Raw genomic sequence first — 14,469 nt, forward strand, 5'->3', positions numbered from 1 at the left:
TTTCCTTCGGATTTGCGAGATATATGGAGGAAAACTGCGTGAGTACGTCATGCCGAGCCATTTTCATTCTCTAATTTCATGTGATTTCCGCCCGCAACAGCGGAAATAAGCATGCTCAATCAGCAGTACAGAAGAAACGATGTACTTTTATACTTAATATAGTCAATAAATATACTTTATGAAGCTTCCTGCTTAATCCTATACTTTTATAGATACTTTTTCTATGGAATATCACGTAGCAACGGGGAAGAATAGCCGCTTGACACACAACTGAATGTGGTTTCATATGACTGTGCTATCAGATGATATGCAGTAAAGATGAGGATTAGGCCATGAGCCGGTCACTGCTGGTTCTTCAGTATCACAATAAAGAAAGCTTGGCATGGTATACGCAAGATGTTCGTCTTGCTTATGACTTTCCTCGCATGTGCGTATAAGCCTACAGGCCCATCAGTCCCTTTGAAAATTAAATGAACGACGCTCAGTCTACTTGAAGCCATAGGGTAAGTGCATCCAGCCTTGTGTTTTATTGGGCAGTTTTACTTGGCCTGTCGTGGACAGAAATCAGGTCGACTGCGTCATTCATTCAGTTTCGGTGACTGCTGCCGCAACAAGTCAATTCCACATTCAAACGCCTGCAATTTCAGGCACTTGAAACTTTCGCGCCAATGGCTGGAGAGCGACCCAGCCTGTGTGCAGCTGCGTATTCCCAAAGGTGGGAACCGGTTGTTGGAAGAAGAATGCGCAGTAAATATAGTATGCAAGGACTAACACAATGAAACGTATCCCTGAGCCGTTCCGCATCAAAATGGTTGAGCCACTTAAGATGACGAACTTCGCGGACCGCGAGAAGGCATTGGCTGAGGCGGGCTACAACCCATTCCTGCTCAAGAGTGATGACGTTTACATCGACCTTCTGACAGACTCTGGCACGGGCGCCATGTCTGACAAGCAGTGGGCCGGTATGATGTTGGGCGATGAAGCCTATGCCGGGTCCCGCAACTTCTACAACCTAAAAGACGCCGTCTATCATTTCTTTCGGTATGAATACATGGTCCCAACGCACCAAGGGCGTGGCGCAGAACAGATCCTGTTTCCTGCTTTGATCCGCCGCGCCAGGGAAGTCCGCGGCGCTGACAAGCACATCTTCATTTCTAACTATCACTTCGACACCACAGCCGCTCACGTGGAGCTGAATGGTGGCCAGGCGATCAACGTGGTGGATGAACGTGCCTACGACACAACCACCTACTACGACTGGAAGGGTGATTTCGATCTGGAGAAGTTGGAAGCTGTGATTGCAGAACATGGCGCCAAGAACGTCACTGCGATCATCACGACTGTGACTTGTAACAGCTCCGGCGGTCAGCCTGTCTCCATGGCAAACATGCGTGCAGTTTACGAGATCGGCCAGAAATACGACATTCCGGTTGTGATCGACTCTGCCCGTTACTGTGAGAACGCTTACTTCATAAAGCAGCGTGAGGAAGGCTACGCGGATAAGTCCATCACTGAGATCATCCGTGAAATGTACTCCTACGGCGACATGCTCACCATGTCCGCAAAGAAAGACCCGCTGGTCAACATTGGCGGCATGTGTGCGATCCGTGAGAAAAAAGAGCTGTTCCAGGCGGTTCAGACCCTTTGCGTGCCGATGGAAGGTTTTGTCACCTATGGCGGTCTTGCAGGCCGTGATATGGAAGCGCTGGCCCGTGGTCTGCATGAAGGCGCAGACGAGGACTTCCTGCATTACCGCATCGGTCAGGTGAAGTATCTTGGTGATCGCCTTGTGGAAGGCGGCGTGCCGATACAGTACCCAACCGGCGGTCATGCGGTGTTTGTAGATGCCAAGAAGATCATGCCGCATATCCCAGGTGATCAGTTTCCTGCGCAAGCCTTGTGTAACGCGCTCTATCTGGAATCTGGTGTGCGACCAGTTGAAATTGGTTCCTTCCTATTGGGCCGTGATCCTGCAACCGGAAAGCAGAAAGAGTCTCCGCTTGAACTGATGCGTCTGACGATTCCGCGCCGTGTCTACACCAACGATCACATGGACTACATCGCCGATGCGCTCATTAATGTGGCGAACAACGCAAAGGACATCAAAGGCTTCGAGTTTGAGTACGAGCCTCCCGTTCTGCGCCACTTCACCGCGCGTCTGAAGCCAATCAAATAGGTTGGCAACACGGGAGGCACGGCTCTGTGCCTCCCCCAATTTCCTCACGGATATAACAAAACTTCACGGGAGAGAAGTAAATGTCTGAGGGTTTACAAGTGGATGGTTTAGTAAAGGCCACCGCAACATCCAGCCCCTCGTTTCTGGGTGGTGCGATGATTATCGCAGGAACCGCTGTCGGTGCTGGCATGTTTTCCGTTCCAACAGTCAGCGCTGGCATGTGGAGCATCTGGGCCATTTTCGCGCTGGCCTTTACCTGGTTCTGTATGCTGCATTCCGGTTTGATGATTTTGGAAACGAACCTGAATTATCCGGTCGGCTCCAGTTTTGACACCATGGTCAAAGACACCCTTGGGACAGGGTGGAATACCGTCAACAATATCTCGGTCGGGTTTGTCGGCTATATTCTGTGTTATGCCTACATTTCCGGCGGCGGCTCTATCGTGGTTCACACACTGGATGCAACACTTGGGGTCGAGCTTCCGCAAATGCTGGCCGGGCTGATCTTTGCGTTGGGTCTGGCATTCTTCGTGTGGTGGTCTACCAAGGCTGTTGACCGCATCACAACGATCCTTCTGGGCGGTATGATCGTCACGTTCTTCATGTCCGTGACTGGTTACACCTTCAACATGAAGGCCGCGATTTTCTTTGATGCTGGCAGCGGTATGGGGCTGGCCAGCTACTTCCCGTATCTGTTTGCTGCACTCCCGTTCTGTCTGGCCTCCTTCGGTTATCACCACAACGTGCCAAGCCTGATGAAGTACTATGGCAAGGAGCCAAGGAAGATATTGCTGTGCCTTGGTACAGGCACTTTCCTTGCACTGGTACTTTACATTGTCTGGCTGTTCGCCACATTGGGCAACATCTCACGAGCTGATTTTGGTCCGATCATCGAGCAGGGCGGCAACATCGGCGTGCTGGTGGAAGCTCTTGGCCGGGCCGTGCAAAACGACTCCGCCTCCAACATGTTGTCCGCGTTTGGCAACATGGCGGTGGCCAGCTCCTTCCTGGGCGTTTCACTGGGACTGTTCGACTTTCTTGCCGACTTCCTGAAGTTTGATGACAGCACATCAGGTCGTGCGAAAACCGCTGCAGCGACCTTCGTTCCTCCGCTGATTGGTGGCGTCTTCTACCCGGATGGCTTCATCATTGCGATCGGGTACGCGGGCCTTGCTGCAACAATCTGGACTGCGATTGTTCCTGCCTTGATGGTTCGGGTCAGCCGCAAGAAATTCGGCAATCCCCGGTTCCGTGTCTGGGGTGGTGAAGCTCTTGTCTGGGTGATCTTTGGATTCGGTATCTTAGTTGCCGGAAGCCACCTCCTTGGAATGTTCGACGCACTTCCAGTCTATCCATAAGCGCCGAGCAAGGCATAGTGCTGCGCTGAGGCTCGCGGGGGCGAGCCTCAGTTTCCAACAAAGGAAATTGAAATGAAGGGCATACTCTCCATCCAATCCCACGTCACATACGGGCATGCCGGCAATGGTTGCGCGGTCTTTCCGATGCAGCGCATGGGGCATGAGGTATGGGACATCAACACGGTGCAATTTTCCAACCATACCCAGCACCCACAAGGTTGGACGGGGCAAGCCCATGCTGCGGACCATCTGAGCGAGATCTTTGAGGGGCTGGCGAAACTGGATGTGCTCTCTCACATCAATGGTATCGTAACCGGCTACCTAGGCGGTCCCTCGCACTGCGATGTGATTGTCGACATTGTGCAGGAAGTGCGCCGCCACAATCCCGATTGTCTCTACTTCTGTGATCCTGTGATGGGCGCGCCTGACAAAGGCTGCATCGTTAGTGAAGGGGTTGCCGAGCTTTTGGTGAGCAAGGTGATGCCGATTGCGGATGTGATTGTGCCCAACCAATTTGAACTCTCGCAATTTATCGGAGAACCAATCGAAACGCTGGAACAAGCTCAGGAAGCTTGCGACAAGGCAATGGCAAAAGGGCCGAAGATGGTTCTTGCCAAGCACTTGCACAGCGTTTCGCAGGATGCCTTCACCATGATGTTTGCCAATGGCCAGGGAAGCCATCTGGCACAGCGCCCACACCTGCCGTTTGAGCGCCAGCCAGTCGGCGTAGGCGACCTGATCACATCTGTATTTGCCGCTGGTTATCTGAATGGACTTTCTGAAGTAGAAGCATTCGAGCACTGTAACAACGCGGTCTACGGCGTGCTCAAAGCCACGCAGGAAAAAGGCGAATGGGAGCTGCAAACAATTGCAGCACAAGACGAATTCGTCTCACCAACTGAAAAGTTTGAACTAACAAGCCTATAACAACAGGAGAAAAAATGACTGCTATCGATACCTCCAAAGCCCCTGCAGCGATTGGCCCGTATGTTCAGGGTGTAAACCTTGGCCAGATGATCATCACCTCCGGTCAGCTTCCAATCAACCCGGAAACTGGTGAGATGCCCGCAGATGTTGCCGACCAGACCCTTCAGTCTCTGAAGAATGGTTTGGCGATTGTTGAAGAAGCTGGCCTTGCTGCGAAGAACATCGTGAAAACAACCGTCTTCGTGAAAGACCTCAACGATTTTGGCCGCGTAAACGAGGTTTACGGCAAGTTCTTTGAAGACAACAACGCTCCGTTCCCGGCGCGCTCCTGCGTGGAAGTTGCCCGTCTTCCAAAAGATGCGCTGGTTGAGATCGAAATGATCGCCTGCCCGTAACGGTTTGCAACTCCCCTGCAATGCTCGCAGTCCAACGCGAGCATTGCCCTCTGGTATTGTGACGGTGTGGCCTCAGACCGCGCTCAGAAAACGCAGTTTACCCCTTAGAATCCTACCTCAAAATAGACTGCGCAAAACAAGCAATCGCGAATATAGCGGCTACTCGTGAGCTCTGGAATGCGGCAGTCTCTGACTGTGCGAACAGGTTTAAACATAACTGGCTGGTTGGAAGTTATCATTGTGTCTACCCTCTTGCTTGTGGTGGCGGGGTGCTCTGAAATTCCGGGACATGGCCCAAGTGCCTATCAGGTTGAGAACGCCACATCTCAAGGTGATGTGGATGCGCTTAACTATGTCATGTTGGATGTGGATGTACCGACAGTTCAGCACATCTCCAATTATGAAGAGGGCTTACCTCCTAAAGAATTCCGCGTTGGCAAAGGAACGCCCGGTGCAATCCGCGTTGGCTTAGGCGATCAGCTTCGGGTGGGGATATGGGAATCCATACCCAATGGGTTGTTTTCAACGGCCACTCAGAAACAAACTGAACTTGCGCTGGTGGTTGATGACAAGGGCAAGATTTATGTGCCATACGCCGGTGAAATCAATGTGCTCAATCGCAGTATCTCGGAGGTTCGCGAGCAGATCCTGACGAGCTTGGAGGGCAAGGCCGTTGATCCGCAAGTGGTTGTGAACCTGGAGGCAAACGGTTCGCACAAGGTCATTGTCATTGGTGAGGTAATGAAGCCGGGGCAGTATCGCGTGCATGAAGACGGGTTAAGCCTCGTAGAGGCGATCTCTGAAGCCGGCGGAACGCGTCACCCTGATTATGAATCGTTTGTCACGGTTGTCCGCAATGACCGCAAATTCCGCTTCAGTCTGGACGAAATCTCGGATCAACCCGTCAAGAACATCTGGCTGCGCCCAAAGGATATTGTCTCCATCTCTCACAAGCCGAAATCCTTCACCGTGTTTGGCGCAGTTGCTGCACGGCGCAAGTTCGACTTCGCAGCCTCGCGCGTAAACCTCTCTGAGGCCATTGGAATGTCGGGGGGCTTACATGATGGAACAGCAGATGCAACGGGTGTTTTCCTGTTCCGCTTTGAGAACAGGGACAAGGTGATGGCGCTCCTTCCTGCACACGAACAGGCGGTTAACTTTCCTACCGTTCCCGTTGTCTATCGCCTGAACCTGAAAGAGGCGAGCGGGATGTTTCTGACGCAAGCCTTTGAAGTGAAAGACAAAGACGTGATCTATGTGGCCAACTCCTCTGTCTCTGAAGTCAACAAGGTAATCAATATCCTTGTGTCCCCACTGACCGGAACGATGAGCTCCGGTGCTGCACTGGCTGGTTTGCCCTAAGCTTGTCTCGTGATTCATTTGGGTTGACGATAGCGGTGATCGGAGCTGCTGTTTTACTTTCGTGCTGAATGATTTTGCAAAAGCGCCTTCAGCGATCTGACCAGCTGCTCGTCGGTCTGCTTTGCCCCAGCATTTTCAAAACCAAAGTCCAGTAACCGCTGGTCCTGCGTATATGGTGCTGAGCAGCCCGCATGAAGCTCGGTAAACTCTGCAGCCTGCAGGATTTGGGGTGCGGTTTGAACGTTCACACCTGAACCCGGCATGACCGAGAGCCTGCCAGCGGCGGCCTTATGCATTGCAACCAAGTTTTCAATTCCATCGATGGCTTTGAAAGCGCCGCCGGAACTGAGGATGCGTTCAAAGCCCAGCTCCACCGCAGCGTGGGTGGCTTCTATAAGATCGGGCGCAAGGTCAATCGCACGGTGGAGCGTCATGCCAAGGCCTTCTGCGTGCTCTATGAGGGTCTTCAATAGGTTTGTGTCCAGCCCGCCAGTCTGCAGATTTGCGCCTAGAACCACACCCGCCAGTTTGGCGTTATGGACAGCATCGATCTCATGTTTCATGAGGTCGACTTCCTGCGAGGAAAAGATGAAGTCACCCACGCGCGGGCGGATCATGGCGTAAACCGGAATTGGCGCTTTAGTCGCCAGCTTCATCAGGCCGACCGACGGCGTCAGCCCGCCCATAGCGAGACAGGAACACAGTTCGATCCGGTCGGCTCCGCCTGCAACAGCAGCGTTCAGCCCCGCGATGGTGTCAACACATACTTCCAGTTTCATGATAGTGCTTCCACCTTTCCACTCAGCAAATCTTCTGCAAGGACTGCCCTGCGTTTTTCCGGCGTGCCCTGCTCTGCGGTCCACACCCAGTAAACAATCTCTTCATCGCATCCCACATTGACGACACGGTGTTTGCCCATTGCATCAAGGGCGTGGATCACAACTCCGCCGATATAACCACTTTCCAGCTCTTGCAGTTCCGTGATCGCCAGTCGCAGTGCATCATCCAGCGAGATGCCCAGTCTCAGGGCGAGCACCACAGTGCGTGCGGTTCCGCAGCGCATGGTCATTTCGCCCGTATGGGTGCAGGCGGCGGCGCCATAACGGCTGTCGGCATAAAACCCTGCGCCGGGGATTGGAGAATCGCCCACACGACCCGGATACTTCCACGCCCACCCGGAGGTGGAGGTGGCGGTGCAAATGTTGTTGTGGCTGTCCTTGCAAAGGAAGACGGTTGTGTCCCGCACTTTTTCAGGATCGGTGATAGCTTTGGTGAGCGGTGCCAGATCTGTGTTGGGAAAGGCGGCCTTCTGCTCAAGTGTCATCACTGCTTCCAGCTTGCGCCACCACACCTTTTTGCTGTGCTCCAACAGAAAAGGATCTTTGGCGAGTCCCAGCTCATCAGCATAGCGCCGGGCACCCTCGCCCACCAGCATGGTGTGAGGCAGGTTGTCTAAAACAGCTTTTGCCAGACGGGTGACTTCCAGCGTCATCGGCACCCCGGCCACCGCCCCGTAATCGCGGGTGGTGCCATCCATCACGCTGGCGTCAAACTCCATATCTCCCAGTAGGTTCGGCCAGCCGCCATAACCGACACTGCGTACTTTGGTCTCCGCTTCTACAAGAGACAGGCCGGGCACTAGCGCATCCAGTCCATGGGCTCCGTTTTGCAAGTGCTCTGCCGCGGTGCCAATGCCGGGCCAGCTTTCAGAATTCCCTAGTACAATCATAGTGCCGCTCTTACCCTGCCTGAGAATAACTCACCGCAACATTTCAGTGCAGGCGTGCGTCTTGTCAATGAGACCAATCCGGCGCGCACTGTCCCATTCGCTGCAATTTGATTAGCTTAATTCAGACAACACGCTGTGATCTATAAGGAATTTACCGCGTAAAGTGGTAGTGTCACAACTTGTGGGCTCATATTGGGCTCAGTTGGTATAGCCGTTTGTCTCGTGTGGTGGTTTATATGGCGGCACCTGCCGCAGGACCATGCCGTATTTGTGATCGGCTTTATAACCGAGGCTCTCGTAAAAACCTTTGGTGCCCCGATCCTGTCCAGTCAGCAGCATGATCTTGTAGGCGTTGGCCGCCCATGCCGCATCGCGCAGCGTATCCATGACCATGCGGCCAAAGCCCCTGCCCTGATAGGCTCTCAGTGTTACCACGTTCTCTGCGAGGCAATACGGGCGGCCCCCATAGGTCATGTTGGGCAGAATATGGAGCGTGGCGCAGGAAACGATGCGGTCGTACAGTTCCACGCCGAAAACCGTGGTGCCGTCATGTGCCAACAACTCGGCAAAGTGTTTGCGGCCTTCTTCACCTGCAGCGACGGGAATACCCTCCGTCAGCTCATTCAGCAGTGTGACCACATCCTTATAATCATCAATGGTCAGGCGGCGGACAACCAGATTTGGTGAAAGAACGGACATATTGGGACCCACTCATACGTGCAGCTGAAGAATGTCGTGAGTTTAGCGCGAAGTTCCCCCGAGTCCCAGCCCTGAGCGTGATCGATCCCATTGAATTCGACCAAATGGCCAGAATTACCAAAGTAAGGATGGGATAATGCGGCGTTCAATGAGCCTTGGACCTGCGGATGCCCCATCCTGGACCAAAGCCGTTTGCTCTTGCTTCCTACAATGAAATAGGTATTTGTTACTAATACGCGAATTTACTTATTCTTGTACTCTGTATTGCACAAGGCCTCCCAAATGTTTGATTTGCTCGTTTTTATTCCGGCGTGTTTTGCGCTCAATCTTGCTTTTGGCCCCAATAACCTGCTTGCGATGACCCATGGAGCGCAACAGGGCGTCGGCTTTTCGTTTATTGCGAGTACCGCAAGGCTTGTTGTTTTTGTGCCCATGATTGCAGCTAGTGCGCTTGGTTTGGGCGTCTTGTTGTCTACCTCTGCTTTTGTTTTCAATGTGGTCAAGATTATTGGAGCGGCCTATCTCATCTGGACGGGCATCAAACTCATCAGAACTGCGCAGGAGAAGACGGACTTAGACGCCGATTCCCGCGCGCCCACGCTTTGGAGGGCCTTTCGAAACGAAGCGCTTGTAGCAATGAGCAACCCCAAAGCAATCCTGATCTTCGCTGCCTTCTTCCCCCAGTTCGTGGACACAGCGAATTATTCGGCAAGCTATGCCTACCTTGGTGCGGTGTTCATCGCGTTGGAGGCTCTCGCCATCATCATCTACGCCTCTGCCGGGCGTTTTGCAGCTGCGTTCGCTGCGAACAAACAGCATTGGTTTCAGCGGGTTTCCGGAGGCGGCATGATTGTGTTCGGCATCCTGCTCTTGCTCAGCCGCCGTTCTTCGCCAGCCGCCTGAGTTCCAGTAGAACGAAACGTTTTCTGGAGAAGATACGCAAAATTCATCTGGTCTCGCGACGGGCCCTGTCCTAGCACTGTCGTGCTTTTGTGCAGGCCTGTGCAACGGCGCGGGCAATCACTTGCTCTTCGTTGGTGGGTATGATGAAGACGGGCACTGGGCCTGTGCCGATTTCCGGTGCGTTGGCTTTGTTCTTTTCCGGGTCGATGGAGATGCCGAGGAACTCCAGTGGTTCGCACACTTTGGCGCGGACGTGTGCTGAGTTCTCGCCAATACCTGCGCTGAAGACCAATGCATCAATGCCTTTAAGGCTGGCGGCCATGGCCCCCACTTCCCGGCGGATCTGGTAGCAGTAATAATTGATGGCCTGTTTGGCAAACAATGCGTCGGACTGCTCCAGCACACGCATATCGGAGGATTCCTCCGACAGCCCCAAGAGCCCGCTTTGGCGATAGATGATGGCCTCGATCTCGTCAGCCGGCAGCTTTTTCTCCTGCATCAGGTAAAGCATGACTCCCGGGTCGAGCCGCCCGCATCTGGTGCCCATGGGCAGGCCATCGACGGCAGAAAAACTGGTGCTGGCGTTGACGGAGCGACCATTCTCCACCGCACACATGGAGGCGCCGTTGCCCAGATGGGCGATCACAAGGCGACCGTCCGCCACATGCGGGTACTCCCGGCGCATCTCGCTGCTGATGTAATCAAAGGAAAGGCCGTGGAAGCCGTAGCGGCGTACGCCTTCCTCATAAAACCGACGCGGAATGGCAAAGGCGTCATTGGAGAAGGTGTGGCCGGCATGAAAAGCTGTATCAAAACAGCCGATTTGTAAGACACCGGGAAACACCTGCTTGGCTGCACGGATGGTTGACAGAGAATAGGGTTGGTGTAGCGGCGCCAGCGGAACCAACTGTTCCAGCTCCTCCACCACATTGGTCGTCAGTTCCGTTGGTTTGTAAAACGCATTGCCGCCATGGACGATGCGGTGGCCGATGCCCACTACAGAGCGGCCTTTCAGGTAGGGTTCCACTTTTGCGAAGATAGTGACCACTGCGCTGGCGTGGTCAACCTGCCCCAGCTCTTGCTGGATGTCCCCGTCAGGTGCCTGCATTTTCAAGCGCGCAGAAGGGCCCAGACGCTCAATACAGCCGGAGATGAACAGCTCGGGCTCTTCCATAGCTTTATACAGAGCGAACTTGACGGAAGACGATCCGGTGTTGAGCGTAAAATAGAATGTCATGCTTTCTGGCTCGCAGCGTAAAGAAGCGCAACAGCGCAGGACATCAGACGTGCCTGATCGTCATCAGCGCGGCTCGTGAGGATCACCGGACACCGTGCACCCATCACTACACCGCAAACCTGCGCGTGGGCGACATAGGCCAGCTCCTTGGCCAGCATATTGCCAGATTCCAGATTGGGTACAACCAAAACATCGGCCCGGCCTGCAACCAGAGAGGTGATGCCCTTTGTCACGGCCGCATCAACATCAATGGCATTGTCCATGGCCAGCGGGCCATCCACAATGCCCCCTTTGATCTGGCCGCGTTCTGCCATTTTAGAAAGGATGGCCGCGTCCATGCTAGATGGAATTTTGGTGTTCACCGTTTCCACGGCAGACAAAATGCCTACCTTGGGCTGGTGCTCGCCAAGGGCCAGCGCCAGATTGATGGCATTTTGTACAATGTCTACCTTGGCTTCCAGATCCGGCGCTATGTTGATGGCCGCATCAGTTATGAAGAGCAGATGATCAAGGCTCGGCACGTCCATGACAAACACATGGCTGAGCCGGTTGTCGGTGCGCAGACCAGAATCCCGCTTGACGATCTGAGCCAGCAGCACGTCAGTGTGCAACTGTCCTTTCATGATTGATTGCGCCTTGCCCTCGCGAACCATGGCAACAGCCGTTGCTGCGGCCTGCGTATGGCTCTCTATATCGATGATCTGCAGATGCGCCAGATCCTTGCCGATCCGGTCAGCAGCAGCTTTAATCTTGCTCTGAGATCCGATCAGGATGGGCTCAATCAATGTATTTTCTGCTGCCAACAAAGCCCCACCCAGTGATTTGCGATCTTCCGGTGCGACAACTGCGGTTACCAACGGTGGTAATGGGCGGGCCCGCTCCAGCAGCCTGTCAAAATGTTCGTGGCTGCGTACGGTCAGACCGGGTAAGCTGACCGCCTTGGCAATTTGGCTGGAGCGCGGCGCAATTACCTCTGCTTCGCCCTCTACCAGCATCTGCCCATCGGCACGCTCCACAGTGGTTTGCAATGCCACCACGTAATCTGACAGCTTCTCTGTCACCTTGACCCGAGCAATCAGGTGGTCGCCTTCGTAAGCACGACCCAGGAAGCGCAGGTTCTGACTTTTATAGAGCGTTCCGGGACCAGGTAGTTGATTGCCCAGAACGGCAGAGATTAGACTTGCAACCCAAAGGGAGGGGGCAACGCCCTCAAAATCTCCGTCGCCGTCGATATCTTCTTTCGGTAGGTGTAGAGGATTGAGGTCGCCTGAGGCATGGGCCGAAACATACAAGTCATCCGCTGAGCAAGTGCGCTCATAGACCGCTTCCATGCCCACTTCGATCTTGTCGTACGGAGTATTCTTGTAGGTGATCGTCATCACGCTGCCCTAACCCCATTTGAACGTCTTTTTCAGACTGCGCCAGAGCTCCAGCGAGTTCGGCGGCATGTCCTCTTCTTTACCGATGATATGCATCAGAGCTTTGTAGGCAAGAGTTTTTTCTTTCTCGGTTTTTAGCAAAGTGGGTAAGGCATTGTAGCCAGCTTCCATCTCAAACCGGACGATCAAGGTTTGATCATGGATGAGGAAACTGCGCTCTTTCGGGTCCATAGATTTGAAGGGAGTCCATGTGGTCACCACTTCGTTAAACCGCTCCAGCTTTTCGCTGCGCACCTCATCCCGGGAATCGGCGATCATGAACACGATACGCACGATTGCAGCGGCGACACCGCCTTTGTCGATCTTCTTAAGTGCATTCTGGATGCTGGTCAGGCTATGCAGATCCTGCATTGGCACCTTAGGTCGACGGAAGGACAGCGATTTGCCGTATTCTACGGCCTGTGGGGATGCCCAGAAGGTGAGGAAGCTGTTTTCAATCAATGCTTCACGCCAATCTTTCAGAGCATCCCAGCCATATTCGATTTGGTCTGCCATCAGCTCCTCCCAATAATGGAATGGTGTTTTGGCAAGGTTGGGTTTGCGGCTCTGCTTTACCGCAGTCGCCGCCATGGTGGGCCAGAACATGAAAGGATTGGCGGAAGCGAAGGCGCCATTTGTCAACCGCAAGGGGTGCAGCCCGCGTGTCACTTCACCGCTTTGCGAACTGTTCATGGTTTTCAGCATGGGACCAACGGTGCTGTCATACATGTCTTCCAGACTCTCGGACATGCGTGCAACGCCAGCAAAGGCTTTTTCTTCATTGCGTTCGCTGGTCTCTTCCAGCATCTGATCGATGGTTTTGCGGGCAAAACTCACCTCAAATTTTGCATCGTTGCCTTTGCCCTTCTGCCGCTCAATCTGAAGCTTGTAGAGGCCGGGAGGCAGGGACTCGATGGTTTTTAGCGTCGAGGCCATCTGCGTATGTTCACGCCTTGCAACACTAGAGGATACAAAGATACCCAGATGTCCGACTGCATCATGCAGCATATACAAAATGCGCTGGCCCAGGATCTCGATCTCTGACTCATCGCTATATGTGTCCGCAATCCAGTTGAGCGCCTGATCCGGCGGGGTAATGTTATCGCCAAAAGAGGAGAAGACAATGATGGGTGACTTGATGGTTTTCAGGTCAATGGGACGTCCCGGTTCCAGAAATGCCTCGTTCTTCGACAGTTTGTTGCCAATGAAAAGATTATCCAGAATCCAGCGGAACTCCTCTTCGGTCATGTAATAAAAACCGCTCCACCACTTCTGGAACTCCAGAAAGCGCTCATCGTCGCCATCAATATTGGTGTAAAGGTCATAGTACTTGCGGAACCAGTTGCGACCCGGATTCAGCATCTCGAAATTCTGCACCAGATTGGCACCATCAAATACCCCATTGGCCAGATCAGCAGAAAGGAGCGCTGGCACGATGCCGCCTGTCAGTCCGGCGGAGTAACGCATGGGATCTTGCCCCATCGTACCACTCCAGTAGGACATGGGTGCGCCGTTGAGCACAATCGGGCCAACCAAATCCGGGTAGACGGCTGCGAGAATGGCGGCTGCCCAACCTCCCTGACAGTTACCAACCACCACTGGTTTTGAGCTTTTTGGGTGCCGTGCGATGACTTCACGCAGGAAAGCTGCCTCCGCATGGGTGACGTGAGCAACTTCCTGATGGGGCTCTGGCATGGGGTGGAAGGCGACGAAATAAACCGGGTGTCCACCGCGCAGGGCAACACCTACCTGACTGTCATTTTTAAATCCGCCAATGCCAGCACCATGGCCAGCGCGGGGGTCAATAATCACATAGGGGCGCTTATCGTCAAAGGTCTCAGTGCCTTCAGGCGGAATAATCTTTAAGAGCATGTAGTTACAAGGGCGCGGAAGATTGCGGCCTTCAACAATAACCTCATAATCATAAATCAGAACCGGCGGACAACCCTTGGCCAGATGATCGTAGTAGTTGTCACTGCTTTCGCGCAGGGCATCCATGGTCAGGATGGCGCGTTCACTGGATTCTTTTATGTAATGCGCCCAGGCATCCATAAGCTTTTTAGGCGTGTCATAGGGGACCCAAGAGGCAGCCAGTGCTTCACCCTTGGTTCTGGACTTTTCCTGTTTTTTCTGGAAGTCATTCATCAGACGCGTTGTGCGCCGTGCGTTGGCGACCTGCAGAAACTTGGCCTGTTCCTCAACTGCGTCAAAGTACTGGGCAGTTTGATTGGTAAAGCGTTCTACTTGCATAATCTACCTCAGTGC

The 14,469-nt window shown here is 53.6% G+C and carries 12 protein-coding genes; 6 read left to right on the forward strand and 6 right to left on the reverse strand.

What is annotated here, in order from left to right:
- Window positions 1-775 precede the first annotated feature (775 nt).
- The 5 genes from IE076_RS17320 to IE076_RS17340 all read left to right on the forward strand — a co-directional run bounded on the left by IE076_RS17320 (window position 776) and on the right by IE076_RS17340 (window position 6,218).
- The gene (locus IE076_RS17320) at window positions 776-2,176 is read left to right on the forward strand and encodes a tryptophanase (RefSeq protein WP_189438051.1); all 1,401 of its coding nucleotides are present in this window, start codon (window positions 776-778) and stop codon (window positions 2,174-2,176) included.
- An 80-nt stretch (window positions 2,177-2,256) separates the two neighbouring features.
- Window positions 2,257-3,534 carry a tryptophan permease gene (gene mtr / locus IE076_RS17325; RefSeq protein WP_189438052.1) on the forward strand — a complete coding sequence of 426 codons (1,278 nt, stop codon included), beginning with the start codon at window positions 2,257-2,259 and terminating at the stop codon, window positions 3,532-3,534.
- Window positions 3,535-3,606: 72 nt separating this feature from the next.
- Window positions 3,607-4,461 (forward strand): pyridoxal kinase PdxY, encoded by an 855-nt coding sequence (gene pdxY, locus IE076_RS17330; RefSeq protein ID WP_189438053.1) that lies wholly within the window; start codon window positions 3,607-3,609, stop codon window positions 4,459-4,461.
- A 14-nt stretch (window positions 4,462-4,475) separates the two neighbouring features.
- A complete protein-coding gene (locus IE076_RS17335) occupies window positions 4,476-4,856 on the forward strand; it encodes a RidA family protein (protein ID WP_054666733.1) in 381 nt (126 codons plus the stop codon).
- Between the two features lie 177 nt (window positions 4,857-5,033).
- Window positions 5,034-6,218 (forward strand): polysaccharide biosynthesis/export family protein, encoded by a 1,185-nt coding sequence (locus IE076_RS17340; RefSeq protein WP_209009217.1) that lies wholly within the window; start codon window positions 5,034-5,036, stop codon window positions 6,216-6,218.
- A 53-nt stretch (window positions 6,219-6,271) separates the two neighbouring features.
- Here IE076_RS17340 and IE076_RS17345 read toward each other — a convergent pair whose 3' ends face one another.
- From IE076_RS17345 to IE076_RS17355, 3 genes are all read right to left on the reverse strand, one after another.
- Window positions 6,272-6,997 carry a copper homeostasis protein CutC gene (locus IE076_RS17345; RefSeq protein ID WP_189438054.1) on the reverse strand — a complete coding sequence of 242 codons (726 nt, stop codon included), beginning with the start codon at window positions 6,995-6,997 and terminating at the stop codon, window positions 6,272-6,274.
- Window positions 6,994-7,947 (reverse strand): glycosylasparaginase, encoded by a 954-nt coding sequence (locus IE076_RS17350; protein WP_189438055.1) that lies wholly within the window; start codon window positions 7,945-7,947, stop codon window positions 6,994-6,996. The genes IE076_RS17345 and IE076_RS17350 overlap by 4 nt, the downstream gene beginning before the upstream one ends.
- 198 nt (window positions 7,948-8,145) lie before the next feature.
- On the reverse strand, window positions 8,146-8,646 hold the full coding sequence (locus IE076_RS17355; protein WP_189438056.1) for a GNAT family N-acetyltransferase: 501 nt from the start codon (window positions 8,644-8,646) through the stop codon (window positions 8,146-8,148).
- 282 nt (window positions 8,647-8,928) lie between these two features.
- Between IE076_RS17355 and IE076_RS17360 the strand changes: the two genes are divergently transcribed.
- Complete coding sequence (locus IE076_RS17360; protein ID WP_189438057.1) at window positions 8,929-9,549, forward strand: LysE family translocator; 621 nt, start codon at window positions 8,929-8,931, stop codon at window positions 9,547-9,549.
- A 70-nt stretch (window positions 9,550-9,619) separates the two neighbouring features.
- Here the strand turns inward: IE076_RS17360 and IE076_RS17365 are convergent, their stop codons facing one another.
- The 3 genes from IE076_RS17365 to IE076_RS17375 are packed head-to-tail and all read right to left on the reverse strand — an operon-like array spanning window position 9,620 to window position 14,454.
- Window positions 9,620-10,786, reverse strand: coding sequence for an acetate/propionate family kinase (locus tag IE076_RS17365; protein ID WP_189438058.1), 1,167 nt, complete (start codon window positions 10,784-10,786; stop codon window positions 9,620-9,622).
- A complete protein-coding gene (locus IE076_RS17370) occupies window positions 10,783-12,165 on the reverse strand; it encodes a bifunctional enoyl-CoA hydratase/phosphate acetyltransferase (protein WP_189438059.1) in 1,383 nt (460 codons plus the stop codon). The genes IE076_RS17365 and IE076_RS17370 overlap by 4 nt, the downstream gene beginning before the upstream one ends.
- Window positions 12,166-12,174: 9 nt before the next feature.
- Window positions 12,175-14,454 carry a DUF3141 domain-containing protein gene (locus tag IE076_RS17375; protein ID WP_189438060.1) on the reverse strand — a complete coding sequence of 760 codons (2,280 nt, stop codon included), beginning with the start codon at window positions 14,452-14,454 and terminating at the stop codon, window positions 12,175-12,177.
- Window positions 14,455-14,469: the final 15 nt, after the last annotated feature.

Source organism: Pseudovibrio japonicus (assembly GCF_014651595.1).
GTDB lineage: Bacteria > Pseudomonadota > Alphaproteobacteria > Rhizobiales > Stappiaceae > Pseudovibrio > Pseudovibrio japonicus.

Coding starts and splice junctions, on each gene's coding strand:
- IE076_RS17320 (WP_189438051.1), top strand. CDS start 776: ATGAAACGTATCCCTGAGCCGTTCCGCATCAAAATGGTTGAGCCACTT.
- mtr (WP_189438052.1), top strand. CDS start 2,257: ATGTCTGAGGGTTTACAAGTGGATGGTTTAGTAAAGGCCACCGCAACA.
- pdxY (WP_189438053.1), top strand. CDS start 3,607: ATGAAGGGCATACTCTCCATCCAATCCCACGTCACATACGGGCATGCC.
- IE076_RS17335 (WP_054666733.1), top strand. CDS start 4,476: ATGACTGCTATCGATACCTCCAAAGCCCCTGCAGCGATTGGCCCGTAT.
- IE076_RS17340 (WP_209009217.1), top strand. CDS start 5,034: ATGCGGCAGTCTCTGACTGTGCGAACAGGTTTAAACATAACTGGCTGG.
- IE076_RS17345 (WP_189438054.1), bottom strand. CDS start 6,997: ATGAAACTGGAAGTATGTGTTGACACCATCGCGGGGCTGAACGCTGCT.
- IE076_RS17350 (WP_189438055.1), bottom strand. CDS start 7,947: ATGATTGTACTAGGGAATTCTGAAAGCTGGCCCGGCATTGGCACCGCG.
- IE076_RS17355 (WP_189438056.1), bottom strand. CDS start 8,646: ATGTCCGTTCTTTCACCAAATCTGGTTGTCCGCCGCCTGACCATTGAT.
- IE076_RS17360 (WP_189438057.1), top strand. CDS start 8,929: ATGTTTGATTTGCTCGTTTTTATTCCGGCGTGTTTTGCGCTCAATCTT.
- IE076_RS17365 (WP_189438058.1), bottom strand. CDS start 10,786: ATGACATTCTATTTTACGCTCAACACCGGATCGTCTTCCGTCAAGTTC.
- IE076_RS17370 (WP_189438059.1), bottom strand. CDS start 12,165: ATGACGATCACCTACAAGAATACTCCGTACGACAAGATCGAAGTGGGC.
- IE076_RS17375 (WP_189438060.1), bottom strand. CDS start 14,454: ATGCAAGTAGAACGCTTTACCAATCAAACTGCCCAGTACTTTGACGCA.